Below are 25,904 nucleotides of genomic sequence, written 5' to 3'. Positions count from 1 at the left end.
CCCGCCACCCGGAGGAACGACATGCTGCTGACGACCGCACCGGACACCCTCCCCGAGACCCTCGGCGCGGAGATCCTGGACCTGCTCCTGCCGCACCACCGCACGACCGGCCCGGCCCGCGCCTCGGCCGAGGCGTTCCCGCATCAGCTGCGCCGGATCACCGACCTCGTCCGAGAGGGCGCCCCCATCGTCTTCACCCTGCCCGGCTTCCCCTGCAAGTCACCCAACCCGGCCAAGACCCTGGGCCACCTCCCCGACATGGGCGAACGTCTCTCCCTCACCTTCCTCGACACACTCTGCGCGCGGATCGAGCGGATCCACCCGCCGGGCGCCCGCGTCGTCATCTGCTCCGACGGCCATGTCTTCGGCGACCTGATCCGCGTCCCCGACAACGACATCGACGCCTACTCCGACGAACTGCGCGCGCTCATCAGGCAGTCGGACCTGCGCCGCCTGTCCGTCTTCGACCTGCGCGACGTCCTCGGCGACCTCCCCCACGCCACCAAACGCGCCCACGTCCACGACCGCTACGCCCCCACCCTGGAGGCCCTGCGCACCGAGGTCCGCACCGACGCCCCCACCCTCGCCCTGTACCGGGGCATCATCCGCTTCCTCGTCGAGGACACCGCAGGCTTCACCGGCACCCGCTCCGCCCTCCAACGCGAGTGCCGCAGACGGGCGTACGGCGTGATCCAGCGCAGCCGCGCCTGGGGCGACCTGATCGCCGACCACCACCCGCGCGCCGTACGCCTGTCGATCCACCCGCAGCCGGCCGGCGCCCCCAAGTTCGGCATCCGTCTCCTCGACGCCCCCGACGCCTGGACCACCCCCTGGCACTCCGCCGCCCTGCGCGAGCCCGACGGCACCTGGTCCCTCATGCCCCGCGCCAGGGCGCAGCGGCTCGGCCGCCTGGTGCACCGCGACGGCAGACCGAGCCACTTCGAGCGGTCCCGCGCCGACGGTCAGCTCTCCTCGGCGACCTTCCGCAGATAGGTGCCGAGCCGGGCGATGGCCGACGGGTTGCGGGGGCTCTCGACCAGGTCGACGTAGTCGAGGACGAAGATCCGCTTGTGCTTGACGGCGGAGACGTTTCGCAGGGGCGCGTAGGAGAGGAGGAACTTCTTCTTCTGCTCGGCGCTCACGTCCCCGTAGTCGCAGATCACGATGACGTCGGGGTCGCGCTGTACGACGCTCTCCCAGCCCACGGTGGTCCAGGAGTCCTGGACGTCGTGCATGACGTTGGTCCCGCCGGCCTCGCTGATGATCTGCTCGGGGGCGGCATAGCGGCCGGAGGTGAAGGGCTGGTCCTGCCCGCTGTCGTACAGGAACACCTTCGGCCGGCCGGCGCCCGTGGGGGCCTTCGCGTGCACATCGGCGACCTGCTTCTTGAAGTCGGCGATCAGGGCGGCGGCCCGCTGCTCGACGCCGAACAGCTTCCCGAGGTTGGTGAGGTCGGCGTACAGGGCGTCCAGGGGCGGCATGATGCCGCGCGAGGTCTCCGTACGGCCGTTGTGGCAGGACTCGGTGAGGACGTACGAGGGGATGCCGAGTTTCTTCAGGGCGTCGGGGGTGAAGCCGCTGTCCTCACGGAAGCCGTAGTTCCAGCCAGCGAAGACGAGGTCGGCGCGGGCGTCGAGGGCGTTCTCCTTGGTGAGCTGGTCCTTCGACAGCCACTTCACCTTGTCGTAGCCGTCCTTCCACGGCACGCCGCTCAGATCACCCTTGTCGTCGGGCATGGCGAACCCCGCCATGCGGTCCTCCAGACCGAGGGCGAACATCAGCTCGGTGATACCGACGTCGTTGGTGACCACGCGTTCGGGCACCTTGTCGTACGTCACCTTGCGGCCGCAGTTGGTGAGGGTGACCGCGGAGGACTTGGAGGACTTGGAGTCGGCCGACTTCTCCACCGTGGCTCCGCAGCCGGTCGCGGTGACCGTCGCGGCGAGGCAGAAGGCGGTGGCTATGAGCTTGCGCATGTGGTTGTTCCTTGAGACAGGAGGTCGAACAGGAGCTGGACCACGCCGGTCTCCGGGTGCCGTACCGGATGGGCGCGGACCCCGAACACCTCGGCGAGCAGGGCGGGTTGAAGGACCTCGTGCGGGGCGCCGGAGGCGACGACCCGGCCGCCGTCGATGACGTACAGGACGTCGCAGTGCGCGGCGGCCAGGTTGAGGTCGTGCAGGGCCGCCAGTACGGTCAGGCCGCTGGCCCGCACCAGGGACAGCACGTCCAACTGGTGGGCGATGTCGAGGTGGTTGGTGGGCTCGTCCAGGACGAGCACCTTCGGCTGCTGGGCGAGCGCGCGGGCGATGAGCACGCGCTGCTTCTCGCCGCCGGACAGGGCCAGGAACCCGCGGTCGGCGAGGTGGGCGACGCCGGTGCGGTCCATGGCCGCGGCGCAGATCTCCCGGTCGGACGCGGCCGTACGGTCCCGGTGCGGCAGCCGCCCCATGGCCACCACCTCGGCGACCGTGAAGTCGAACTCGGCCGACGACTCCTGCGGCAGCGCGGCCAGCACTCGGGCGGCGGCCCGCGGCGCCATGGTGCGCACGTCGTCCCCGTCGAGCCGCACCACGCCCCCGGCCGGACGCAGCGCCCGGTACACGCACCGCAGCAGCGTGGACTTGCCGCTGCCGTTCGGGCCGACGAGACCGACGAACGCCCCACTGTCCACGGCGAGTCGAACGTCATCGACCAATCGCGCCCCGGCGGCCTCGACCGTGATCCCCTCGATGTCGAGCCGCATCTCACCGACCTCCGAACGCATCGCCGCCGCGCCGCATCAGCAGCACAAACGCGGGCACCCCGACGACGGCCGTGATCACCCCGACGGGTAGCTCGGCCGGGGCGAGGAGGAGCCGGGAGAGCAGGTCCGCCCAGACCAGCAGCACGGCCCCGGCGAGCGGCGCCACGGCCAGTACCCGCCGGTGATCGGCGCCGACCAGCATCCGTACGACGTGCGGCACCATCAGCCCGACGAACCCGATGGCCCCGCTGACCGCGACCACGGTTCCCGTCACGGCGGCGGTGACGAGGAACAACTCCCTGCGCAGCCCCGCCGGTCGGACGCCGAGCGCGGCGGCCGTCTCGTCCCCCATGGCGAGGGCGTTGAGCGCCTCGGCCCGCCGCCGCAGCCACGCCCACCCGGCCGCCACGGTCACCGCGGCGAGCGGCACCTGGGCCCAGGTCGCGCCGCCCAGGCTCCCGAGCAGCCACATCATCGCCGACCGTGCCGCCTCACCCCGGGCCGCGCCGAACACCATGACGGTGGTGACGGCCTCGAAGCCGTACGCCAGTGCCGTCCCGGTCAGGATCAGCCGCAGCGGGGTGAGGCCGTGCGGAGACCGGGCCACGGCGTACACCAGCGCCGTCGCCGCGAGCGCCGACCCGAAGGCCGACAGGGACAGCGCCCAGACCCCGAGTCCGGCGAACGCCCCCAGCAGGATCACGGCGTTGGCGCCCACCGCGGCGCCCGAGGAGATGCCGAGCACGAACGGATCGGCGAGCGCGTTGCGCACCATCGCCTGCACCGCCACCCCGACGGACGCGAGCCCGGCTCCGACGACGGCACCGAGCACGACGCGCGGCAGCCGGATCTCCCACACGATGGTGGAGGCGGGGACGTCCCGAGCTTCGATGGTCCCGCCGGTCAACCCCGCCCCGAGCAGCCGGAAGACATCTCCCCACCCGATCCCGGCGGTGCCGAGCCCCACGCCGCACACGAGTGAGACGAGCAGGAGCAGCCCCAGCACGAGGACGAGCGGCACCACCGGTACGCGTGACGCACCGGGCCGTCGGGACGCTCCGGATCTCGGTTGCGGTCTCCATGTCCGGGTCGGACTTCGGTGCACGGGCGGGCGGTCCTTCGCCTGGGCCCGCCTGTGAACATCGATCAGGAGACGGCCCGTACGACCGTGCCGGCCGCGCGGTCCCCTCTCGCAGTCCACGGCGAGCAGTCAACGGGTCGCGCCCACCACGGGCGATCGGGCTTGCGTGAGGGACCACATGGTCCCCGCGCACACCGTTGCGGGTCAGCGCCGGACTCTCACCGGACTTCCCCCGTGGGAGGCCCGGGGAGCGTAACAGAACGGGGTCCGGGGGCGGCCGGACAGGGGCGCCGTGGCCTGCGGGAAGGGGTGTTGTCAGTGGGCCGTGTTATCCAGGTGGGGACCTGGGAGGTGGCCGATGCTCATCGATACGACCGCTCCGCTCGCCCGCGCCGCCGTCGAGGCGATCCGGACCGGCGACGTGGGCGCGTTGCAGGACCTGATCACCGCTCATCCGGGGCTGGCCACGGCACGGCTGGGCAACAGGAAGACCGCGCGGACTCTGCTGCATGTCGCCACTGACTGGCCCGGTCACCTGCCCAACGGTTCCGCAACGGTGACCGCGCTGGTCGCCGCGGGCGCGGACGTGAACGCCCGGTTCACCGGCGCGCACCGCGAGACCCCGCTGCACTGGGCCGCCAGCACCGACGACGTGCCCGTCCTGGACGCCCTGCTCGACCTGGGCGCGGACATCGAGGCCGACGGCGCGGTCATCGGCAACGGCACGCCGATGGCGGACGCGGTGGCCTTCGGGCAGTGGGAGAGCGCGCGACGGCTGCTGGAGCGTGGCGCCCGCACCACCCTGTGGCAGGCCGCCGCCCTCGGCGAGGCCGACCGTGTCACCGCCTGCTGCACGTCCGAGTCCGACCCGCCCACCGAGGAGGACATCACCAGCGCGCTGTGGTGCGCCTGCCACGGCGGGCAACGCCGGACGGCCGATTACCTGCTGCGACGGGGCGGTGACGTGAACTGGGTCGGCTACGACCGGCTGACCCCGCTCGACGCCGCCCACCGCTCAGGCCACCCCGCGCTGGTCGCATGGCTGCGCGATCAGGGAGCGAAGTCCGCCGAGGAGTTGGCATGACGCCGGGTGGGGAGACGACGCCCCTGCCGACGGAGGGGTGACCACGCCGCTGACGGCCGCCGCACCCGTCGTTCACCCGGAAGTGCCCCTGCGGTAGGGTCACCGGCGTTGTTGACTACTGACGGGTAGTGCGCCGGTGCGGGGAGTGTCGGAGGGCGGCGGGCAGATGGAATCGCAGTGGGGTGAGAGCGCAGCCGTGGACGTCGACGGCACCCGGTTGGAGGAGATGGCTCCCGAACCGCTGCTGACCCGCGACTACGAGACACGCCCGTCGCTCGTGTACGAGCGGCTGAGGCAGCGGCACGGCCCCGTCGCACCGGTCGACCTGCTGGGTGTGCCCGCCTGGCTGGTCCTCGGCTACCGGGAGGCGCTGCAGGTCCTCCAGGACGACGACGGCTGGCCGAAGGGGCTGGAGAACTGGCGGGCCCGCTCGGCGGGCGAAGTACCCGCCGACTGGCCGCTCGGGCCGTCCCTGGAGGTCAACCATGTGCTGATCCAGGGTGGTCCCGGATACGGGGCGCTGCGGACGGCGTGGGACACGGCGCTCAAACCCTTCCAGGATCCCGGCCACCCCCAGGCCAAGCGACTGAAGGCGGCCGTCACCGCCTACGCCGACGAACTGATCACCTTGGTGGGGCAGGGCGGCGGCACGGGCGTCGCGGACCTGTCCGCGCAGTTCTCCCGGCCGCTGCCCCTGATGGTGGCAGTCATCTGCTCGGCTTCCCCGGCTCCCAGGGCGACGACGCGCTGATGGACATGTGGCGGGTCCTGGACGCGGGTCCGGACGCGGAGCCCGCCTTGGAGCGACTGCTCGCGACGCTCGTGGAACTGGCGGCCGTGAAGCTCAAGGAGCCCGGGGACGACTCCCCCTCCTACCTTCTGGCCGCGCATCCCGATCTCTCGCTGGACGAGCTGGCCCGTGAGCTGTTCATGCTGCTCGGCATGACCTCCGACCACGTCGGGATCCTCATGTCCAACACCGTGGTCGAGGTCATCTCCGGCGACGGCGACGGCGACGGCGGCGTGCGCGCCAGCCTGTCCGCCGGGATGATCAGGGAGACCATGAACCGGGTGGTCATGCGCAAGCCGCCGCTGGTGAACTTCGTACCGCGCTTCGCCGCCAAGGACACCGAGCTCGGCAACTACACGATCCGGGCCGGCGACCCGGTGTGGGTCTCCTCCGCCGCCGCGCACGCCGACCCGCTCTTCGCCGATCACGTGGCGCCGAGCAGCACCATCAGCACCCGGGCGCATTTGTCCTGGGGCGCGGGCCGCCGCCAGTGCCCGGCCCGCGGGCTCGCGTCGACGGTCGCGGCGGTGGGCGTGGGCCGGCTCTTCGAGCGGTTCTCCCATCTGGACCTCGCGCTCCCGGCCGACCAACTGCCGTGGCGCTCCTCGCCGTTCATGCGCGGCCTGCGCTCCCTGCCCGTACGGTACGAACTCGCCTCGGTGCCCGAGCGGCCCTCGGCGTCCGCGCGCACCTCGGCACCTCAGACGGCCGAGCCGGTGCTGCCGGACCAGTTCGCCCGCCGGCGCTCCTCGCTGTGGCGCTATCTCACGGGCCTGATCCGCGCCGGTCGCTGACCTGGGCCCCACCAGGTCCCCACCAGGGGCGCCACGGCCCGGCTCCGTGATCGACTGGAGGGCCGTCCCGCAGCGGCGTACGGTCGAATGGTGGCGGGAACCAGCCACCGAACCCCCGCCGCGGCGCGATGCCATGAGCAATCCCGAGCCGACACCCGAAGCACGGACCACCCCGCAGGAGACGGAGCGGGGCGATGGCCGTGGCAGCGGTATGGCGCTGCTGGTCATCGCCTCCTGCCAGCTGATGGTGGTGCTCGACATCACCATCGTGAACATCGCCCTGCCGGACATCCAGCGCTCGCTCGGCTTCTCCACGACCAGCCTCTCCTGGGTGATCAACGCCTACACGCTCACCTTCGGCGGGCTGCTGCTGCTCGGCGGCAGGATGGGCGACATCCTCGGCAGACGCCGGGTCTTCGTCTTCGGCGTACTGCTCTTCGTACTCGCCTCGTTGCTCGGCGGCATGTCCCAGAACGAGTGGCAACTCCTCGCCGCTCGTGCCCTCCAGGGCGTCGGCGGCGCCATCGCGTCCCCGACCGCCCTCGCCCTGATCAGTACGACCTTCCGTGAAGGGCCCGACCGCAACAGGGCGTTCGGCGTCTTCGCCGCGGTCTCGGCGGGCGGCGGCGCGATCGGGCTGCTGGCGGGCGGAATCCTGGTCGAATGGCTGAACTGGCGCTGGGTGCTGTTCGTCAACGTGCCGATCGGGCTGCTCATCGCGCTCGCCACCCCGCGCTGGATCCGGGAGTCCGAGCGCCACCCCGGTCACTTCGACCTGGCGGGCGCGCTGGCCTCCACCATCGGCATGGTGCTGCTGGTGTACGGGTTCATCCGGGCCGCGCAGGACGGCTGGCGGGACCCGATCACCCTGGCCGCGTTCGGGGCGGCCGTCGTCGTCCTGCTGGCGTTCGTTCTGATCGAAAAGCGCTCCCGGCAGCCGATCACCCCCCTGCACATGTTCGCGGACCGCAACCGGGCGGGCACCTACGGCATGATGCTGAGCCTCGCTGCCGCGATCTTCGGCATGTTCTTCTTCCTCACCCTCTTCGTCCAGAACGTGCTGGACTTCAGCCCGCTCCAGGCCGGGCTGGCGTTCCTGCCGGTGAGCGCCGTCATCGCGGTGGGCGCGGGGCTCGCCTCCCAACTCCTGCCGAAGTACGGGCCCAAGCCGTTCATGGTGACCGGCGCGATCCTGGCCGCCGCCGGCCTCGGCTGGCTGACCCTGACCGACGTCCACTCCACCTACGCGGGCAGCATCCTCGGCCCGATCCTCGTCTTCAGCCTCGGCATGGGCATGGAGTTCGTGTCGCTGACCCTGATGGCGCTGTCCAACGTGGCCACCCGGGAGACGGGCGCGGCCTCCGGACTCCTCAACGCCACCCAGCAGGTGGGTGGTTCCCTCGGGCTGTCCATCCTGGTCACGACGTTCGGTACGGCCAGCGGCAACGAGGCCGACAAACAGATCCCCGCCTTCATGTCCCAGGCGACCCCCGTGGAGCGGCTGCGCTTCGAGCGCACGGGGCAGCTCCCGGCGGCCTACGCCGACGAGGTCCTCACCGCGGGAGTCTCGGCCGCCTTCATCATGGCCGCGATCTTCACCGCGATCGCCGCGGTGATCGCCCTCCTCGTCATCCAGGTCCGCCCCTCCGACCTGGAACGGCTCCAGGGCGGAGGCATGCCGACGCCCTGAGATGACGTCTGTCGTTGGCGTGTCCGTCACCCGGCGCTCCTACTGTGCGCGCCATGAGAAGAATCTCGATCATGGTCAGCGCCGCGGTGCTGACCGTCTCTCTCGCGTCGCCCGCGGTGGCCGACCGGGGCGCGCAGGACTTCGGACGGGCCACGCTGACCGGCTTCGCCTCGCTGCAGGCCGAGACGTTCGTGCCGGGCAGCGAGCCGTCCGGCTCGGCCATCGGGGCGGGTCCCTTCAACGGGATCGCGGCGCCGTTCGCCCACCAGCCCGTGCAAGGTTTCAGCGGGGTCGTGAACCGGCGTGACGGCACCTTCGACGTGCTGTCGGACAACGGCTACGGCACCAAGGCCAACAGCGCGGACTTCCTGCTCCGCGTCCACCGCATCAAGCCGGACACCCGGACCGGAAAGGTCACCGTGCTGGGCGGCTTCCAGTTCACCGACCCCGACCGCCATGTTCCGTTCCCGCTCACGCGGGCCGACCGTGTGCTCACCGGCGCCGACTTCGACGTCGAGTCCATCGTGCGGATGCCGGACGGGACGTACTGGATGGGCGACGAGTTCGGTCCCTGGCTGCTGCACTTCTCCTCGTGCGGCCGCCTCCTGGAGGCTCCCGTCCCGCTCGACGGGGTGAAGGCGCCGGAGAACCCGTACCTGAACGGCGCCCGGCCCGACATCGCGAGCAGCAAGGGGTTCGAGGGCCTGGTCCGCTCCGTGGACGGCCGCCGCCTCTACCCGCTCCTCGAGGGCACGGTGAACGGCGACACCCCCGGAGATCTGCGGTTCAGCGAGTTCGACCTGCGCACGCGCACCTACACGGGCACGCGCTTCGTCTACCGCCTGGAGTCGACCTCGAACGCCATCGGTGACGCCACCGCCGTCGACCGGCACCGCTTCCTCGTCATCGAGCGTGATGGTGGACAGGGCGACACCGCCAAGTTCAAGCGGATCTACCTGGCCGACACCCGTGACCGCGACGGCGACGGACTGATGGACAAGACCCTGGTCGCCGACCTGCTGGACATCGCGGACCCCAAGGGACTCGGGGGTTTTGGGGAGACCTTCCGCTTCCCGTTCCAGACGATCGAGGACGTGAACCTCGTCGACGACCGGACCCTGGCCGTCCTGAACGACAACAACTTCCCGTTCTCCTCCGGCCGTACGCCGGGCAAGGCGGACAACAACGAGTTCATCACCATCCGGCTCACCGCCGCGCTCCACGCGGACGAGCGCGCGTTGCGCTGACAACCGCCAAGCACCGCACCGGGTCACACCGAGAGGGACACGTCCTATGATCGGCGCGTGGACGCAGCCGACCGGGACGCCCAGCGCCTGCCCATCGCCCTGTGGAGTGTCGCCGGGCGGCTCAGGAAGATGGCGTACGAACTGTTCCTGGAGCACCAACCGAACATCACCTGGAGCGAGTTCGCCAAGTACGGCGCGCCGCCCGGCACGCAGGTCCTCGGTGTGGCCCTCGATCTCGGCGACGGCCGTGCCATGTCGTGCGGCCTGACCGTCGGCATGTCACCGGAGGCCTTCTCCGTCGAGGCGGACATCGGGGTGGATGCCCCGGAGGACGAGGAGAACGGCGGGTACCGCTATCTCCTCGAGATCCCGGAGACATTCGTCGGCTCGCTCGACGAGTGCCTCCGGCTGATCGAGAGCCAGGTGGATCAACTGACCGAGGCGGCACCGCACTTGCTCCGCGAGCTGCGGTCCGGCGCCGGGCAGGGATGACGTGCGCGGTCAGCCGCCGATTCTCGCCGCGATGATCGGTGCCAGACGGTCGGCGATGACACGGTGGCCCTGGTCGTTCGGGTGGACGGAGTCCGTCAGATCGCCGGAGCCCAGCCAGCCCGTCGTGTCGACGAAGGAGACCCGGCTGTCGCCGCCGTCGACGGCCGCCTTGACGGCCGCTTCGGTCTGCGGGACGTAGCGGCCGCGGAAGGTCTCCAGTGCGAAGATCCAGGCCCGCGGATAGGCGGCGCGGACCTTGCGCAGCAGGCTGGTGTACGCCGACTGGAACTGCGTGGAGCTGACGCCGTGGCCCACGTCGTTGGTGCCGAGGTTGATCACGACGGCGTCCGCCTGGTAGCGGGCGAAGTCCCAGTTTGGCGTGGGGGCGTTGGGATTGAGCCTGGCGAACTGCTGCTCCAGGCCCACGCATCCGTCTGCCGTGGCGACCAGACAGGCACCGCCCTGGGCGACCTGGGTGTGCTCGGTACCCAGCCGTTCGCCGATCAGCCAGCCGTACGCGGTACGGGCGTTCTGCGAGGTGGTGGTGCCCACCGTGATCGAGTCGCCGACGAACTCGATGACCTTGGCAGGGGCCGACGGCGCGAAGGTGGTCGCGCCGCTGTCGAGGACCAGCCCTTGGAAGACGGCGTCACCGCGGTAGGAGCCGGCGACCACCTGGTAGTTGACCTGAAGGGTGTGGTTGCCGGCGGCCAGTGCCGTCGGGGTCAGGTCCACCGTGCCCTTGACGTCGTCGTAGAACTTCACCGGCCCGTTGTCGATGCGGGCCCAGAAGTCGATGGTGTTGCGCTGCTTGAGCTTGACCGTCCGGCCGGTGAACCCGACCCGGTAGTACGCCCCGGCCCAGTACGGGGTGTAGAGGGTGCTGGAGCTCCGGGTGTCCCAGCGGCCGACGAACTTGATGTTGGGGTCGCCTGGCTGGCCGGGAGCGGCCGCCCGGGTGGACACACCGGTGGCGCTGCCCAGCCGGGTGGCGATGACGGGCGCCAGCCGGCCGGCGAACTTGGTGTGCCCCGCCTCATTGGGATGACCGTTGCCGTCCTCGTAGTCGGTGCCATCGGTGAGCCAGCCCGTGGTGTCGACGTAGTGCACCTTGGCGTCGCCGGAGCTGTTGCGGGCGCTGACGGCGGCCCTGGTCTCCGTCACGTAGCGCTTCTTGAGCGTCTGCACGGCGAAGAGGTGCGCCTCGGGATGGTTGGCGCGCAGGTCGCTCAGGAACTTGGTGTACGCCGCCTGGAACGCGGCGCCGGACACGCCGTGGCCGATGTCGTTGGTGCCCAGGTTGACGACGACCGCGCTCACCCCGTAGCGGGAGAAGTCCCAGTTCTGGTCGCCGGTGCTGCCGGTCCTGAAGTACTGGCCGCTCAGGCCCGTACAACCGGACTGGGCGACCAGGCAGTAGCCGGCGCGGGCGATCCGGGTGTGCCGCATCCCCAGCCGCTCGCCGGTCTTCCAGGCGTACGAGTCGAGCGCCAGCCGGTCGGTGAGGGCGCCGGCGGTGATGGAGTCCCCGACGAACTCGACCAGCCCGGACGGCATGGCCGGACTTACCGTGCGGGCGCCGGAGTCCAGCACCAGGCCCTGGAAGACGGTGTCGCCGGAGCGGTAGGAGATCCGCAGGGTGTGGGTGCTGGAGGACAGGGGCTGGGGAGTGAGGTTCACCGTCCCGCGGACGCCCGCGTGGAAGACGTCGGGTCCGCCGTCGACGCTCGCGTAGAAGTTGACCGCGTCCCTCGCCCTGACCTTCACCGTGGTGCCGGTGAAAGCCGTCTGGAGGTACGCGCCCGACCACTGGGGCACGGCGGCGGTGCCCGAACTGGTGTCCCAGCGCCCCACGTAGACGATGTTGGGGTCAAAGACCGAGCCGTCACCGGCCGCTGCTCGCGCCGGAGAGCCGCCCGCCCAGGACAGCGACAGCAGGCAGGCGACGAGCGCGGCGGTGACGAGGGCGGAAAGGGCGCGTCTGGGTCGGCGCAGGATGAGGGGGTGGGGGGTGGTGGTCTGCACAGGGGCCCCTTTCACGTGTGGGGGTTGGGAGCGCTCCCATGAAGAACTGCTTTCTGAGAGAAGCAATGAAACGGTTCAGCGTCAAGGAGTCGCGTGCGTACGGGAGGGGGCCGAGCGTGAGGTGTGGTCACCTCGTGTGGCTCGTGTGACAGATGTGACGGCTCATCCGATGGATGACTCATGGGGGAGGTGCATGCGACTCGTGCAGTTGATGTGACGACCTTCACCCCGATGTGGCTGAAAGTGATGAATTCCTTACGCAAGAAGCGCGTAAAGGACGGTAATGCAGACAACGTCCGTGGAGGTTTCGAGTGCGACCGTTCACCCTCAACTACGCCTTTCCCAGGGGGCTTGCGCACGCGGTGACGCCGTATCACTTCGACCCGGCCCGCCAGCTGAACGTGCTGCCCGACGGCCGCCCCGCCGTCAGTGACCCGGACCTGCTGCTCGCGGTCGGCACGACGACGTCCACCGCCGGATCCGCGACCCACTTCGACGACTGACGATCCGTACGCGAATGACCGTACTGATCCTGACGTCCGAAGAGGACGTGACCGCCGACATGGTGGTGGCCAGGCTGCACGGGACAGGGACTCCCGTGATGCGGCTGGACCCCGCCGACCTGCCGGGCAAGGCCGTGCTGTCCGTCGACTACGCCCATGGTGACTTCGACGGGCACCTGTCGGTCAACGGACATGTGCTCAGCATGGGAGGCCTGCGCTCCATATGGGTGCGCAGGCCCGGCGAACCGGCCGCGCACGCCGCGTATCCCTCCCCGTGGCTGACCGCCGAGACCCGGCAGGCGCTGTACGGGATGCTCCACTCCGCCGCAGCCCGGTGGATGAACCATCCGCGCAACGCCGACCAGGCCCGGCTCAAGCCCTGGCAGTTGAGGGTCGCGCACCTCAGCGGTTTCGCCGTACCGCCGACGGTCTTCACCACGTCACCCCGGCTGGCGCGGGAGTTCACCGAGGAGCACCGGGACGTGGTGGTGAAGTCCGCCTCGGGGCCGCCGCCCGGTGACCCCGGGCTGGCCCTGCCCACCACCCTCGTCGGCCCCGACGCGGACTTCTCCGCGGTCGCGGCCGGGCCCGCGCTGCTCCAGCGGTACGTACCCAAGCGGGCCGACATCCGGCTGACCAGTGTCGGCACCCGCCTGTTCGCCGCGCGGAAGACCGCCGAACCCGGCCAGGTCGACGGACGCTACGGCGACACCGGGCACGCCTGGGAGCCGGTCCCGGTCCCCGAACGCATCGGCAAGTCGGTGCACGACTACGTCACTCTCGCCGGACTGGCGTACGCCGCCTTCGACTTCGCCGAGGACGAGCACGGCATCTGGTGGTTCCTGGAGTGCAACCAGGGCGGCCAGTTCGGCTTCGTCGAGCTGGCGACGGGGCAGCCGATCTCGGAGGAGGTCGCCCTGTGGCTGGCACAGCGCAGGGCGGACCGCCGCTCTCCCGAGAGCCGCCGGTGAGTCAGCCGCCGTCAGTCGGCGTCAGTCGCCGGGGTCGGTGACGAGGCGGTCGGTGACGAGGCGGTCGGTGACATGGCGCAGGAATCCGGCCGCGGTGGTGCCGTCGCACACCCGGTGGTCGAAGGTGAGCGACATGGTGACGACCTTGCGCACCTCCACGAGGCCGTCCACCGCCCAGGGGCGGTCCGTGATGCGGCCGATGCCGAGCATCGCGGACTGGGGGTGGTTGAGGATCGGTGTGGCGCCGTCGACGTCGAGGGGGCCGTAGTTGTTCAGGGTGAAGGTGCCGCCGGTCCGGTGGTCCAGGGGGAGGGCGTCCTCGCGGGCGAGGCCGGTCAGGCGGCGCAGTTCGGCTGCGAGGTCGTCCAGGGTGAGCCGGTGCGCGTCCCGGACCACGGGGACGACCAGGCCGTGGGCGGTCTGCGCGGCGAAGCCGAGGTGCACCTCGGGAAGGCGGACGACCTCCCCGCGGCCGGCGTCGACACGGGCGTTGAGGTCGGGGAAGGCGGCGAGCCCGGCCAGGCACGCCTGCGCGAGCAGCGGCAGCAGGCCGGTGCCGTGTGCGGCCCGGGCGGCGAGGAGGTTCGTGGCGTCGGCGTCGGCCCAGATGGTGACGGCGGGTGTGTCGCGGTGACTGCGGAGGTACTTGTCGGCAGTGGCGTCGAGCTGTGTGCGGGTGACTGTGTCCGACGGACGGGTCGGCGCTTCTGCGTCTGCGTCTGTGCCCGCGTCCGCGTCCGCGTCCGCAGTGACGGTGGATGCCCGTGCGGGCCGCCGCGCCCTGTTCGTCCCGTAGCCGGTGAGTACGGCCCCTGAGCCCGGCTCCGCCGAGGCGGGTTGAGTCACCGTCAGCAACGGAGCCCCCACCCGCACGATCTCGCCGGCCCGGCAGTGCAGGGCCGTCACCGTACCGGCGTACGGACTCGGCAGCGTCACCACCGACTTGGCCGTCTCCACCTCGGCCACGACCTGGTCCTGCCGGACCGTGTCGCCCACCGCGACCATCCACTCCAGCACCTCGGCGTCGGCCAACCCCTCGCCCAGATCGGGCAGATGGAAGGTGCTGCCGTTCGAGTCGGAAGCCGGGGGCGCGTCTTGACGGGACCGTTGCTCGACACCGCGCGGCAGCAGCCGGCGCAGCGCCTCCAGCACCCGCCCGGCGCCCGGCAGATGCGCGTCCTCCAGCAGCGGGGGCGGATATGGGATGTCGAAGCCGGTGACCCGCAGCACCGGCGCGAGCAGCGCGTCGAAGCACCGCTCCTGCACCCGGGCCGCGATCTCGGCGCCGACCCCGGCGAAGCCCTGCGCCTCGTGCACGACCAGGCAGCGGCCGGTGCGGCGGACGGAGGCGGTGAGCGCACGGTCGTCCAGCGGGACGAGGGTGCGCAGGTCCAGCACCTCCACGTCGAGGCCCTCGGCCTCGGCCGCCCGGGCCGCTTCCAGGGCGACGGCGACGGAGGGGCCGTACGCCACCAACGTCGCGTCGCTCCCGGGCCGGCGTAGCGCGGCGGTGCCGAACGGCTCGGTGCGGGCCGGGAGTCGGAGCGTCTCCTTGGTCCAGTAGTGGCGCTTGGGCTCCAGGAAGATCACCGGGTCCGGGTCGTCGATCGCCTCGCGCAGCAGGGAATAGGCGTCGGCGGCCGTCGCCGGCGTCACCACCTTCAGACCGGCCGTGTGCGCGTAGTACGCCTCACTGGAGTCGCTGTGGTGCTCCACACCGCCGATGCCGCCGCCGTACGGGATCCGGACGACCAGCGGCAGCGGGAGCACACCTCGGGTCCGGTTGCGCATCTTGGCCATGTGGGAGGCGATCTGCTCGAACGCCGGGTAGGCGAACGCGTCGAACTGCATCTCCACCACCGGCCGGAACCCGGCCATCGCCATGCCGACCGCGAGGCCCCCGATGCCGGCCTCGCTGACCGGGGTGTCGAAGCAGCGCCGGTCGCCGAACTCCTCGGTGAGCCCGTCGGTGACCCGGAAGACGCCGCCGAGGCGGCCGACGTCCTCGCCGAAGACCACGACGCGCTCGTCCGCGCCGAGCGCGTCCCGCAGGGCGGCGTTGAGTGCCTGCGCCATCGCCACGGTCGTCGTCATGTCAGCGTCCCTCCAACTCGGCGCGCAACGCGGCCCGTTGATCGGTCAGGTGCGGGGGCGGTGAGGCGAAGACGTGGTCGAACAGGGCCAGGGGGGTGAGTTCGGGGTCCTCGGCGAACCGTGCGCGCAGGTCGGCGGCGTACGCCTCCGCCTCGGCGGTCGCGGCCTCGGCGGCCTCGGGGGTCAGCACGCCGCGCTCGCGCAGGGCGGACTCCAGGCGGGTGATCGGGTCGCGTCGGCGCCAGTGCTCGGCCTCCTCGGCCGGGCGGTAGCGAGAGGGGTCGTCGGCGCTGGTGTGCGGTCCCATGCGGTAGGTGTGCGCCTCGACCAGCCACGGTCCGCCGCCCGCCCGCGCGTCCTCGATCGCCGTACTCAGCACGGCGAGGACGGCCGCGGCGTCGTTGCCGTCCACCTGTTCCGCGCGGACGCCGTAGCCGACGCCCTTGTAGGCCAGACCCGGTGCCGCGCACTGGGCGGACAGCGGGACGGAGATGGCGTACCGGTTGTTCTGCACGAGGAAGACCACCGGCGCGCGCAGCACGCCCGCCAGATTGAGCGCCTCGTGGAAGTCGCCCTCGCTGGTGGCGCCGTCCCCGACGAGTGCCAGGGCGACGGTGTCGCCGCCCTTGAGGCGCTCGGCGTGGGCCAGTCCGGTGGCGTGCGCGGCGTGGGTGGCGAGCGGGGTGCACTGCGGAGCGGTGCGGTGGCGCAGCGGGTCGTAGCCGCAGTGGGCGTCGCCGCGCAGCAGCGTCAGCGCCTCGACCGGGTCGATCCCGCGGCTGACCAGTGCGACGCAGTCCCGGTAGGTGGGGAACAGCCAGTCCGTGGCGCGCAGCGCGAGCGCGGCACCGACCTGACACGCCTCCTGGCCCAGGCTCGACGGGTGTACCGCGAGCCTGCCCTGCCGGGCGAGCGCGGTCGCCTGCTCGTCGAAACGGCGCCCGAGGACCATCTTCCGATACGCCGTCAGCAGCGACTCGGGCGACGGCTCCCGGTACGTCCCGTTCGCTGTGCTGTCAGGCGGCGACAGAAGGGAAACCGGAACCTGGGACGGGAGCCAGGGGGAGAGCTCCACCCCTTTCCCCGCAGTCGTATGCATCGGCGTATGACCCATGTTTCCGCCACCCTTTCCTCACGGCTTGTGGCGCCTCGGATGATCTCCACGGCATGTGCTTTTCCGACTGTCCAGCAGATAAGGGCAGATGAAGCGGAGCTGAACAGTCCGTCGCTCTGGGTAAGAGATGAGTAAGCGCTTCCTATCCGTCAACCTGGCTTTGTGAAAAGGTAATTCGCCCGTCGCCTGCCCTTCCTGAAGACCACGGTCAAATTGATCAGCGAAATGCGGCACTGCGGAAGGCGAGCGAAGATGTCCGGGGCACGTCCGGGAACACGTCACTACACACTCGTCTGTTCCTCGTGCGGAACTCGTTACGCGGACGACGGTCTCCTCCTCGACTGCGCCCGTGGCCACGAACCGGCATTTCTGCGCACCGCGTACGACGGAACCGGAACCCGCGTCGGCGAAAGCAGCGGGCTGTTTCGGTATGCCCCGCTGCTGCCGGTGGCGCGTACCTTCCCCGACGTGCCGGGCCCGGTCGTCCTCCCCGCCGAACGGCTCGGCCGCCGGATCGGCCTCGACCGGCTGTGGGTCGCCTTCAACGGCCACTGGCCCGAACGCGGGGCACAGCTGCCCACCTGCACGTTCAAGGACCTGGAGGCGTACACCGTGCTCGGTCGGCTGCCCGCCGATCCGCCGGTCCTGGTGATCCCGTCGGCGGGCAACACCGCGGCCGCCTTCGCCTGGGCCGCCACCAAGTACCGGGTGCCCTGTCTGCTCGTCGTGCCCGCCCCCGCCCTGGAGCGGATGCGGTTCCCCGCCCCGCTCGACCCCTGCGTCCGGCTCGTCGTCCTCGACGGCACCGCCACCTACAGCGACGCCATCGCCTGCGCCGACCTCCTCGCTCGACTGCCCGGCCACCACGCCGAGGGCGGCGCGCGCAACGTGGGCCGCCGTGACGGCCTCGGCACCGTCATGCGGGCCGCCGCCGAGGAGCTGGGGCGGCTGCCGGAGACGTACGTACAGGCCGTCGGCAGCGGTACCGGGGCCATCGGCGCCCACGAGACGGCGCGTCGCCTCCGCACGGGCGACGAGGCGCTGCCCCGCCTGCTGATGTGCCAGAACACACCCTTCACACCGCTGTACGACGCCTGGCGGGACACCGGCCCCGCCCCGGCCCACCGCGAACACGAGCCGCTCGCCCGCGAACTGACCAACCGCCGACCGCCGTTCACCGTCCGCGGCGGAGTCCGGGACGTGCTCGGCGAGAGCGGCGGCGCCGTGCGATGTACCGACAACGAGTCCGCGCTCGCCGCCATGGCGCTCTTCGAAGAGGTCGAGGGCATCGACATCGAGCCGGGCGCCGGAGTCGCCCTCGCCGCGCTGGCCGACGCGGTGCGGGCCGGGCAGGTCCGCCGCGACGAACTCGTGCTCCTCAACATCACCGGCGGCGGCCGCGCCCGCCAGGCCCGCGACCTCGCGCTGATCCCCGCCGAACCCTGGCTGTGCGTCCCCTGGCCCGGCCGCGACACGGGTCCCCTGTACGTCGCCGAGCAGGTGCAACGACTGCTCACCGGCGCCGGCCCCGTCGTCGTGGCGGAGGGCCGATGACCGACGTACTGGACCTGGATCTGTCCGCCGCCCAGCGCTCGATGTGGTTCGGGCAGCGGCTCGATCCGGCCGGCCCCGCCTACAACGTGGGCGAGTACACCGAGATCCACGGGCCCGTCGACCCCCAGCACTTCAGGGCCGCGATACGCCAGGTCGTGGACGCCACCGAGACGCTGCGGGTGCGGTTCGCCGCCGCCGACGACTCCGTGCGCCAGACCGTCGAGGCAGCCCCCGACTGGGACCTGTCCGTCCTCGACCTCACGGACGAGCCCGATGCCCGGTCCGCCGCCGAGGCGTGGATGGCCGCCGACTTCGCCACGCCGTTCGACCTCGACCGGGCCCCGCTCTTCCGGTACGCGCTGCTGAAACTCGCGGACGCCCACTGGATCTGGTACCAGCGCTACCACCACATCGCCGTCGACGGCTACAGCTGCTCCCTCATCGCGAGCCGGGTCGCCGACGCCTACACCGCCCGTATCGCCGGCACCCCCCACACCTCACCGTCCGCGCCGCTCGCCCCACTGGCCGCCGCCGACGAGGCGTACCGCTCCGGCGAACGGCACGCGGCGGACCGGGCGTACTGGAACCGTGCCCTCGCCGACCGTCCCGAGCCCGTCGGCCTGTCCACGCGCCCGCCCCAGGTCGCCGCCCGCTTCCTGCGCCGCACCGGTCATCTCCCCGAAGTGGCGGGGGACTTGGTCCACGCGGCCGCCGAGCGTGCCGGGACCCGCTGGTCGCGTGTCGTCCTCGCGGCGACCGCCGCCTATCTGCACCGGCTCACCGGAGCCCGGGACATCGTGCTGGGCCTCGCCGTCACCGCCCGCGAGAGTGAGACGGAACTCGCCACGCCGGGCATGGCCTCGAACGTGCTCCCGCTGCGGCTGTCCGTACGGCCCGACACGGCGGCGTTCCACCTCGTACGCCAGACCGCGACCGCCACCCGCGAGCTGCTGGCCCACCAGCGCCTGCGGGGCGAGGACCTGCGCCGGGAACTGGACTGGCCGCAGGACGGGCGGCGGTTCTTCGGGCCCGTCGTCAACATCATGGCGTTCGGGCAGGAGCTGCGCTTCGCCGGGCACCCGACCACTCGCCACAACCTCTCCACCGGTCCGGTCGAGGACCTCGCCGTCAACGTGTACGACCGCGTGGACGGCCACGGCATCCGCGTCGACCTCGACGCGAGCCGCGCGCACTACTCGGAGGCCGAACTCGCCGCCCATCACCGCAGGTTCGCGCATTTCCTGGAGCAGTTCGCGGCGGCCGTGCTCGGCCCCGGCACCCCGGTCGGCCGGGTCGAGACGGCCCTTGCCGGGGAACGCTCACGGCTCGTCGGCACCGACGCGCGCCGGGGCGAGACGACCGTGCCCGCACTGTTCGCGGCTCGCGTCACCGTCGACCCGGTCGGTACGGCTCTCCTCCAGGGCGAACGCGCCGGCAGCTACCGGGAGTTGAACGCCCGCGCCAACCGGCTGGCCCACCGTCTGATCGGTCTCGGTGTCCGCTCCGAGGACCGCGTGGCGGTCCTGATGCGCCGCTCCGACCACCTTGTCGTCGCGTTGCTCGCCGTCCTCAAGGCGGGCGGCGCGTACGTCGGCCTCGACCCACGTGCCCCGCGGGCCCGCACCCGGCGGATCCTGGCCGAGACGCGGGCGGTGGTCCTGCTGACCGACGCCGAACCCGCCGACGCCGAGCCGACCGAAGGCGACCCGACCGACGCAGAGCCCGCCAAGGATGCCTACGACGGCCCGCCAGTCGTCGCCGCCACCGACCCCACGCTCGTCGCTGAACCGGACACCGACCCCGGCATACGGGTGCACCCCGCCCAACTGGCCTACGTCAGCTACACATCCGGCTCCACCGGCACCCCGAAGGGCGTCGCCGTCACCCACCGCGACATCACCGCCCTGGCCACCGACCCGGCGTTCGACGGTGCCGCCCACGCGCGCGTGCTGGTCCACTCGCCGACCGCCTTCGACGCCTCGACGTACGAGATGTGGGTGCCGCTGCTGAACGGCGGCACCGCCGTGGTCGCCGACCCGGACGAGGACGTGGACGCCGCAGCCGTGGCACGCCTGACGGAGCGGCACGGGCTCACCTCGCTGTGGCTCACCGCCGGGCTCTTCCGGCTGGCTGCCGAGGAGGACCCCGGCTGCTTCGCGGGCCTGCGCCAGGTGTGGACCGGCGGCGAAGCCGTCCCCGTCGCCGCCGTGCGCCGGGTCCAGGCCGCCTGCCCGGGCCTGACCGTCACCGACGGCTACGGCCCGACCGAGACGACCACCTTCGCCACGTACCGCCCCTGCCCGCCCGGCGCCGACGTGCCGGACCCGCTGCCCATCGGCCGCCCGCTGGACGGCATGCGCGCCCACGTGCTCGACGGCGCCCTCCAGCCGGTTCCGACGGGCACGGTGGGGGAGCTGTACGTCGCCGGCCCCGGTGTGGCCCGCGGCTACCTGAACCGCCCGGACGCGACCGCCGAGCGCTTCGTCGCCGACCCCTTCGGCCCGCCCGGCGCCCGCATGTACCGCACCGGAGACCACGTCCGCGTGACGCCGGACGGCGAACTCGAGTTCCATGGCCGGGCCGACGGCCAGATCAAGCTGCGCGGCTTCCGTATCGAGCCCGGAGAGATCGAGGCGGCCCTCGCCGGCCGGCCCGGGGTCGCCCAGGCGGTCGCCGTCGTCCGCGAGGACCGGACCGGCGACCGTCGCCTGGTGGCCTACGCAGTCCCCGCCGAGGGCGAGTCACCGGCACCGGACGACCTGCGCGACCACCTCGCGGCCCATCTGCCCGACTACATGGTGCCCTCGGCCGTCGTGGTCCTGGACCGGCTGCCGCTCACGGCCAACGGCAAGCTCGACCGGGCCGCGCTGCCGTCGCCGCCGAGCGGGACGGCACCCGTGCCCGCCACCGCCCGTACGCCGTACGAAGAGCTCCTGTGCGGCCTGTTCGCCGATGTCCTGGGCCTGAACGAGGTGGGTCCCGGTGACGGTTTCTTCGCCCTCGGCGGCCATTCGCTGCTCGCGCTGCGGCTCCTCGGCCGTATCCGCGGCGCGCTCGGCACCGAGCTGACCCTGCGCGACGTGTTCCGTGCCCCCACGCCGGCCGGGCTGGCCCGGCTGCTCGGCACGGGGACGGCCGTACGACCGCGTCCCGCTCGCAGGCCGACGGCACGGACGGCAAAGACACCACAGGCCGCACGGACGGCACAGACAGCACGGCCCGCGCAGACCGTACAGGGCGAGCCCCCTGTGTCGTCGGCCCAGCGCCGACTGTGGTTCCTGCATCGGCTGGAAGGGCCCGGCGCCGCCTACAACATCCCGCTCGCCGTACGACTGACCGGCGGGCCGCTCGACGCGGACGCGCTGCGCGCCGCACTGGCCGACGTCGTCGCCCGGCACGAGATCCTGCGCACCGTGTACCCGGACGCGGACGGGATTCCCTGCCAGCGGGTGCTGGACGCCGTACGACCCGAGTTGCGGATCGACACCGTCCGCCATGAGGCCGAACTGGCGGACAAGCTGGGTGAGTTGGCGTCCATCGGCTTCAGGATCGGCGAGGAGATCCCGCTCCGTGCTCATCTCGTCGTCCTCGCGCCCGAGGACCGTGTGTTCCTTCTCGTCCTGCACCACATCGCCGCCGACGGCTGGTCGTTGGACCCCCTCGTCCGGGACCTGGCGACCGCCTACCGGGCCCGGCTGACGGGGCGAGCCCCGGACTGGGCGCCGCTGCCCCTCCAGTACGCCGACTACGGCGCCTGGCAGCAGGACGTCCTCGGCCACGACCAGGACCGTCAACTCGCCCACTGGCGTGAGGTGCTCGACGGACTCCCCGGGGAGCTCCCGCTCCCCGCCGACCGCCCGCGCCCGGCCCGCCCCACCCTGCGGGGCGGCGACATCCAGGTCCGGCTCGACGCCGATCTGCACCGGAGGCTGCGTTCACTGGCCACCGCGACCGGCACGACCGTGTTCATGGCCGTGCAGGCAGGTCTCGCCGCCCTGCTCACCCGACTCGGCGCGGGCACCGACATCCCGATCGGCACGCCGGTCGCGGGACGTGCCGACGAGGCGCTCGACGATCTGGTCGGCTGCTTCCTCAACAACCTGGTGCTGCGCACCGACACCTCCGGCGACCCGACCTTCCGGGACGTGCTGGGCCGGGTCAGAGAGACCGATCTGGCGGCCTACGCCCACCAGGACCTGCCGTTCGAGCACCTGGTCGAGGCGCTCAACCCGCCGCGCTCGCCGGCCCGGCACCCGCTCTTCCAGGTGATGCTCGCCTTCCGGCCCACCGCCGACCCGAGCCTCGACCTCCCCGGACTCCAGTCCCGGACGCTGCCCGTGGAGACCGGTGCCACGAAGATCGACCTGACCTTCAACCTGGGTGAGCAGCGCGCCGCGGACGGCTCGCCGGACGGCATCGAGGGCGTGCTCCAGTACAGCGCCGACCTCTTCGACCGTCGTACGGCCGAGGAGTTGGCCGCCCGGCTGGTACGGCTGCTGCGTGCTGCCGTAGACGATCCCGACCGGGCGATCGGGGCGCTCGACATCCTCGCGGACGGCGAACGGCACCGCCTGGTCGTGGAGTTCAACGACACGGCACGGGAGGTCCCGGGCACCACCTTCCCCCGGATGTTCGAGGCGCGGGCGGCGCGGACGCCGGACGCCGTGGCAGTCGAAGACGCCTCAGTCATGCTGACGTACTGTCAACTCAGTGAGCGTGCAGGCAAGTTGGCGCGCGTGCTGGCGTCGTACGGTGCCGGGCCGGGCCGTGTCGTCGCCTTCTCGCTGCCGCGCTCGGTCGACCTCGCGGTCGCCGTGCTGGCCGTGCTCAAGTCGGGTGCCGCCTATCTGCCGCTGGACCCCGAGCATCCGGCCGAGCGCACCGCCCACCTGCTCTCCGACGCGGCCCCGGTGTGCCTGATCACCCGGGACCGGCAGCCCGTGGCCTGTCCCGTCGTGTCCCCGGACGCCGCACCGGAGGACCCCGACGCGCCTCTCGCAAAGGCCCGGCCCGCCGATCCCGCCTATCTGATCTACACCTCCGGCACCACAGGCCGTCCCAAGGGTGTCGTCGTCGAGCACCGCAACCTCACCACCTACGTGGCCCGTTGCGTGGAGGCGTACCCGAGCCTGCGGGGCACCTCGTTGCTGCACGCCACCATGTCCTTCGACGCCACGGTGACCACCTTGCACGGGGCGCTCGCCGCCGGCGGGCGCGTGCACATCGCCGCTTTCCACGAGGCGGGCGCCGCCCCGCTGCGCAGCGGCTACACCTTCCTCAAGGCCACCCCCAGCCATCTCCCGCTGCTGCCCGCGCTCCCGCACGACCTGTCACCCGACGAGGAGTTCATGCTCGGCGGCGAGGCACTCGTGGGCGAGGCCCTGCGCCAGTGGCGCCGCGAGCACCCGCATGTACGGCTGATCAACCACTACGGCCCGACCGAACTCACCGTCGGCTGTACCGACCACCGCATCGAACCCGGCGACGAGGTACCGACAGGGCCCGTGCCCATCGGCCGGCCCATGTGGAACACCCGCGCCTATGTGCTGGACACACGCCTGAACCCCGTACCTGTCGGCGTCGAGGGCGAGCTGTATGTGGCCGGCGACCATGTGGCCCGCGGCTACTGGAACCGTCCGGGCCTGACCGCCGAGCGGTTCGTCGCCGACCCCTTCGGCCCGGCCGGTGAGCGCATGTACCGCACCGGCGACCTCGCCGTGCGCCGTGCCGAGGGCACCCTGGAGCTGCGCGGGCGGGCAGACGGCCAGCTCAAGATCCGAGGGCTGCGGATAGAGCCCGGTGAGATCGAGGGTGTGCTGACCGCCCATCCGGCCGTCGTGCAGGCCGCGGTGGTCGTGCGGGAGGACGAGGGCGGTGTCCGGCGTCTCGTCGGGTACGTCGTCGGAGCCGGTGAGGCCGACCTTGCGGCCGTGAGCGCCCACTGCGCCCGGCAGTTGCCCGCCCACATGGTGCCCGAGGCGCTCGTGCCGCTGGACGACCTGCCGATGACGGGCAACGGCAAGCTGGACCGTACGGCCCTGCCCGAGCCGGCCCGTGCGCCGGCGGGCGGGCGCCGGGCGCCCCGCACCCCCGAGGAGCGGGTCCTCCAGGAGCTCTTCGCCGAGGTCCTCGCCGTGGCTGACGTGAGCGTCGACGACGGCTTCTTCGACCTCGGCGGCGACAGCATCACCTCGATCCATCTGGTGAGCCGAGCGATCGCCGCAGGCGTGCGGCTGACCCCGCGAGATGTGTTCGAGCAGCGGACCGTGGCCGCGCTCGCCGCGCTGGCGGCGGCCCGCCCGGCTCCCGACACCCCGCACCGGGACCAGGAACCGGCGGTCGGCGAGCTGCCGCTCACCCCGGCCCTCCGCCGGCTGCGCGAACGCGGCGGCCCCATCGGCTCGTTCAGCCAGTCCGTCCTCCTCGTCACGCCGGCCGACGCCGACGAGAAGCGTCTGACGCGCGCGCTCCAGGCCCTCGTGGACCGTCACGACGTCCTGCGGATGCGGCTGAGCACCGACGACTGGACGGCCGAGATCCTGCCGCCGACAAGCGTCGACGCGGGCGGGCTGCTGGAGCGGGTGGCGGTGTCCGACGCGGCTGCGACGCCCGAGCGACGGTGCTCTGCACAACTCGATCCGGAGCAAGCGAGGTTGCTGCGCGCCGTGTGGTTCGATGCCGGGCCGGATCGCACCGGTCGTCTCCTGCTGACGGTCCATCACCTCGCCGTGGACGGCGTCTCCTGGAACATCCTGCGCACCGACCTGGCCGCTGCCTGGCGCGAGACGGAGCTGTCCGCCCCGGGCACCTCCTTCCGGCGCTGGGCCCTGTTGCTGGAGCGGGAGGCGCTGGAGCGGACCACCGAACTCGACGTATGGCAGCGGATGCTGGAGCAGCCGGCCCCGCTCCTCGGCACCCGGCGCCCCGACCCGGAACGGGACGTGACCGGCGCGATGCGCCACCTCACCCGGGAACTCCCGGCCGAGGTCACCGACGAACTGCTCACCACCGTCCCGGCCGCCTTCCACGCCGGCCCCGAAGACGTGCTGCTCGCCGCTTTGGCCACCGCCTTCGCGCGCCGCTTCAGCCACCGGGCCCTCCTGATCGACATCGAGCGGCACGGCCGCGAGGAGATCGCCGAGGGAGTCGACCTGTCGGGCACCGTCGGCTGGTTCACCAGCGTCGCGCCCGCCCGGCTCGACCTCACCGGCGTCGACCTCGGCGACCGTGCGCACGTGCTGAAGAGCGTCAAGGAACAGCTGCGGTCCGTACCCGACCACGGCATCGGCCACGGCCTGCTCCGGTATCTCAACCCCGAGACCGGACCCGCCCTCGCCGCCCTCCCGGTCCCGGAGGTCGGCTTCAACTACCTGGGCCGTACGGCCCATTCGGCGGGCGGTGACTTCGCGCCCGCGCCGGAGTCGCTGCGGAACCTGGGCGCGGCCCATGACGCCGCCATGCCCGTCGCGCACGGTCTGGAGATCACCGCGGTGAGCACCGCCGACGGCCGGCTCGACACCACCTGGTCCTGGGCCCCCGGCATCTGGTCCGAGGGCGACGTCCGTGCCCTCGCCGACCTCTGGTGCGAGGAGCTGACCGCCCAGGCCGCCGGCACCCCGGCAGGCGGACACACGCCGTCCGACCTGCCCCTGGTGTCCCTGTCCCAAGCAGAGATCGACGAACTCGAAGCCGAGTTCGGAAGCGAGTGGAGGTAACCCA

At 72.0% G+C, this 25,904-nt stretch carries 14 protein-coding genes, 3 pseudogenes and 1 riboswitch; of the genes and pseudogenes, 10 read left to right on the top strand and 7 right to left on the bottom strand.

Annotated elements, in window-relative coordinates; genetic code table 11:
* The first annotated feature begins 21 nt into the window (after positions 1-21).
* Positions 22-993: an L-tyrosine/L-tryptophan isonitrile synthase family protein gene (locus AB5J49_RS04700; RefSeq protein WP_369167195.1), complete on the top strand. Its 972-nt coding sequence runs from the start codon at positions 22-24 to the stop codon at positions 991-993.
* On the opposite strand, the gene AB5J49_RS04695 is transcribed toward AB5J49_RS04700, so the two are convergent.
* Genes AB5J49_RS04695 through AB5J49_RS04685 form a run of 3 tightly spaced genes read right to left on the bottom strand, consistent with a single transcriptional unit; the run spans position 963 to position 3,770 of the window.
* Complete coding sequence (locus AB5J49_RS04695; protein WP_369167194.1) at positions 963-1,976, bottom strand: ABC transporter substrate-binding protein; 1,014 nt, start codon at positions 1,974-1,976, stop codon at positions 963-965. The two genes, AB5J49_RS04700 and AB5J49_RS04695, sit on opposite strands and share 31 nt — an antisense overlap.
* Positions 1,961-2,746, bottom strand: coding sequence for an ABC transporter ATP-binding protein (locus AB5J49_RS04690; RefSeq protein WP_369175044.1), 786 nt, complete (start codon positions 2,744-2,746; stop codon positions 1,961-1,963). Before AB5J49_RS04690 ends, AB5J49_RS04695 begins: the two co-directional genes overlap by 16 nt.
* 1 nt (position 2,747) lies before the next feature.
* A complete protein-coding gene (locus AB5J49_RS04685; RefSeq protein WP_369167193.1) occupies positions 2,748-3,770 on the bottom strand; it encodes a FecCD family ABC transporter permease in 1,023 nt (340 codons plus the stop codon).
* 207 nt (positions 3,771-3,977) lie between these two features.
* Positions 3,978-4,060: riboswitch (cobalamin riboswitch) on the bottom strand.
* A 125-nt stretch (positions 4,061-4,185) separates the two neighbouring features.
* Here AB5J49_RS04685 and AB5J49_RS04680 point away from each other — a divergent pair.
* The 5 genes and pseudogenes from AB5J49_RS04680 (at position 4,186) to AB5J49_RS04660 (ending at position 9,924) form a co-directional block, all read left to right on the top strand.
* On the top strand, positions 4,186-4,911 hold the full coding sequence (locus AB5J49_RS04680) for an ankyrin repeat domain-containing protein (RefSeq protein ID WP_369167192.1): 726 nt from the start codon (positions 4,186-4,188) through the stop codon (positions 4,909-4,911).
* A gap of 166 nt (positions 4,912-5,077) precedes the next feature.
* A pseudogene (locus tag AB5J49_RS04675) lies at positions 5,078-6,495 on the top strand (cytochrome P450).
* A gap of 211 nt (positions 6,496-6,706) precedes the next feature.
* A complete protein-coding gene (locus tag AB5J49_RS04670) occupies positions 6,707-8,185 on the top strand; it encodes an MFS transporter (RefSeq protein ID WP_369175043.1) in 1,479 nt (492 codons plus the stop codon).
* A 53-nt stretch (positions 8,186-8,238) separates the two neighbouring features.
* Complete coding sequence (locus tag AB5J49_RS04665; RefSeq protein WP_369167191.1) at positions 8,239-9,432, top strand: esterase-like activity of phytase family protein; 1,194 nt, start codon at positions 8,239-8,241, stop codon at positions 9,430-9,432.
* Positions 9,433-9,489: 57 nt separating this feature from the next.
* Positions 9,490-9,924 (top strand): hypothetical protein, encoded by a 435-nt coding sequence (locus tag AB5J49_RS04660; protein WP_369167190.1) that lies wholly within the window; start codon positions 9,490-9,492, stop codon positions 9,922-9,924.
* Between the two features lie 9 nt (positions 9,925-9,933).
* Here the strand turns inward: AB5J49_RS04660 and AB5J49_RS04655 are convergent, their stop codons facing one another.
* Positions 9,934-11,949, bottom strand: a complete 2,016-nt coding sequence (locus AB5J49_RS04655) for a GDSL-type esterase/lipase family protein (protein WP_369167189.1) — start codon at positions 11,947-11,949, stop codon at positions 9,934-9,936.
* A 311-nt stretch (positions 11,950-12,260) separates the two neighbouring features.
* On the opposite strand from AB5J49_RS04655, the gene tgmA reads away from it, so the two are divergent.
* A complete protein-coding gene (tgmA, locus tag AB5J49_RS04650) occupies positions 12,261-12,452 on the top strand; it encodes a putative ATP-grasp-modified RiPP (protein WP_369167188.1) in 192 nt (63 codons plus the stop codon).
* A 14-nt stretch (positions 12,453-12,466) separates the two neighbouring features.
* Positions 12,467-13,423, top strand: coding sequence for an MvdC/MvdD family ATP grasp protein (locus AB5J49_RS04645; RefSeq protein WP_369167187.1), 957 nt, complete (start codon positions 12,467-12,469; stop codon positions 13,421-13,423).
* A gap of 21 nt (positions 13,424-13,444) precedes the next feature.
* Here the strand turns inward: AB5J49_RS04645 and AB5J49_RS04640 are convergent.
* From AB5J49_RS04640 to AB5J49_RS04630, 3 genes and pseudogenes are all read right to left on the bottom strand, one after another.
* Positions 13,445-14,473, bottom strand: a pseudogene (locus tag AB5J49_RS04640) (dihydrolipoamide acetyltransferase family protein); the annotation flags it as partial.
* 78 nt (positions 14,474-14,551) lie between these two features.
* Positions 14,552-15,517 (bottom strand): annotated as a pseudogene (locus tag AB5J49_RS04635) (alpha-ketoacid dehydrogenase subunit beta); the annotation flags it as partial.
* Position 15,518: 1 nt separating this feature from the next.
* Positions 15,519-16,469, bottom strand: coding sequence for a thiamine pyrophosphate-dependent enzyme (locus AB5J49_RS04630; protein ID WP_369175042.1), 951 nt, complete (start codon positions 16,467-16,469; stop codon positions 15,519-15,521).
* 414 nt (positions 16,470-16,883) lie between these two features.
* On the opposite strand from AB5J49_RS04630, the gene AB5J49_RS04625 reads away from it, so the two are divergent.
* Together AB5J49_RS04625 and AB5J49_RS04620 are read left to right on the top strand one after the other, a co-directional pair.
* The gene (locus AB5J49_RS04625) at positions 16,884-18,185 is read left to right on the top strand and encodes a cysteate synthase (protein ID WP_369167186.1); all 1,302 of its coding nucleotides are present in this window, start codon (positions 16,884-16,886) and stop codon (positions 18,183-18,185) included.
* Positions 18,182-25,900 (top strand): amino acid adenylation domain-containing protein, encoded by a 7,719-nt coding sequence (locus tag AB5J49_RS04620; protein ID WP_369167185.1) that lies wholly within the window; start codon positions 18,182-18,184, stop codon positions 25,898-25,900. The genes AB5J49_RS04625 and AB5J49_RS04620 overlap by 4 nt, the downstream gene beginning before the upstream one ends.
* The last annotated feature ends 4 nt before the right edge of the window (positions 25,901-25,904 follow it).

The organism is Streptomyces sp. R28 (assembly GCF_041052385.1).
Lineage (GTDB): Bacteria > Actinomycetota > Actinomycetes > Streptomycetales > Streptomycetaceae > Streptomyces.
Note: the sequence above shows the minus strand (reverse complement) of the source record. Positions and strands in the feature narration are given on the sequence as shown.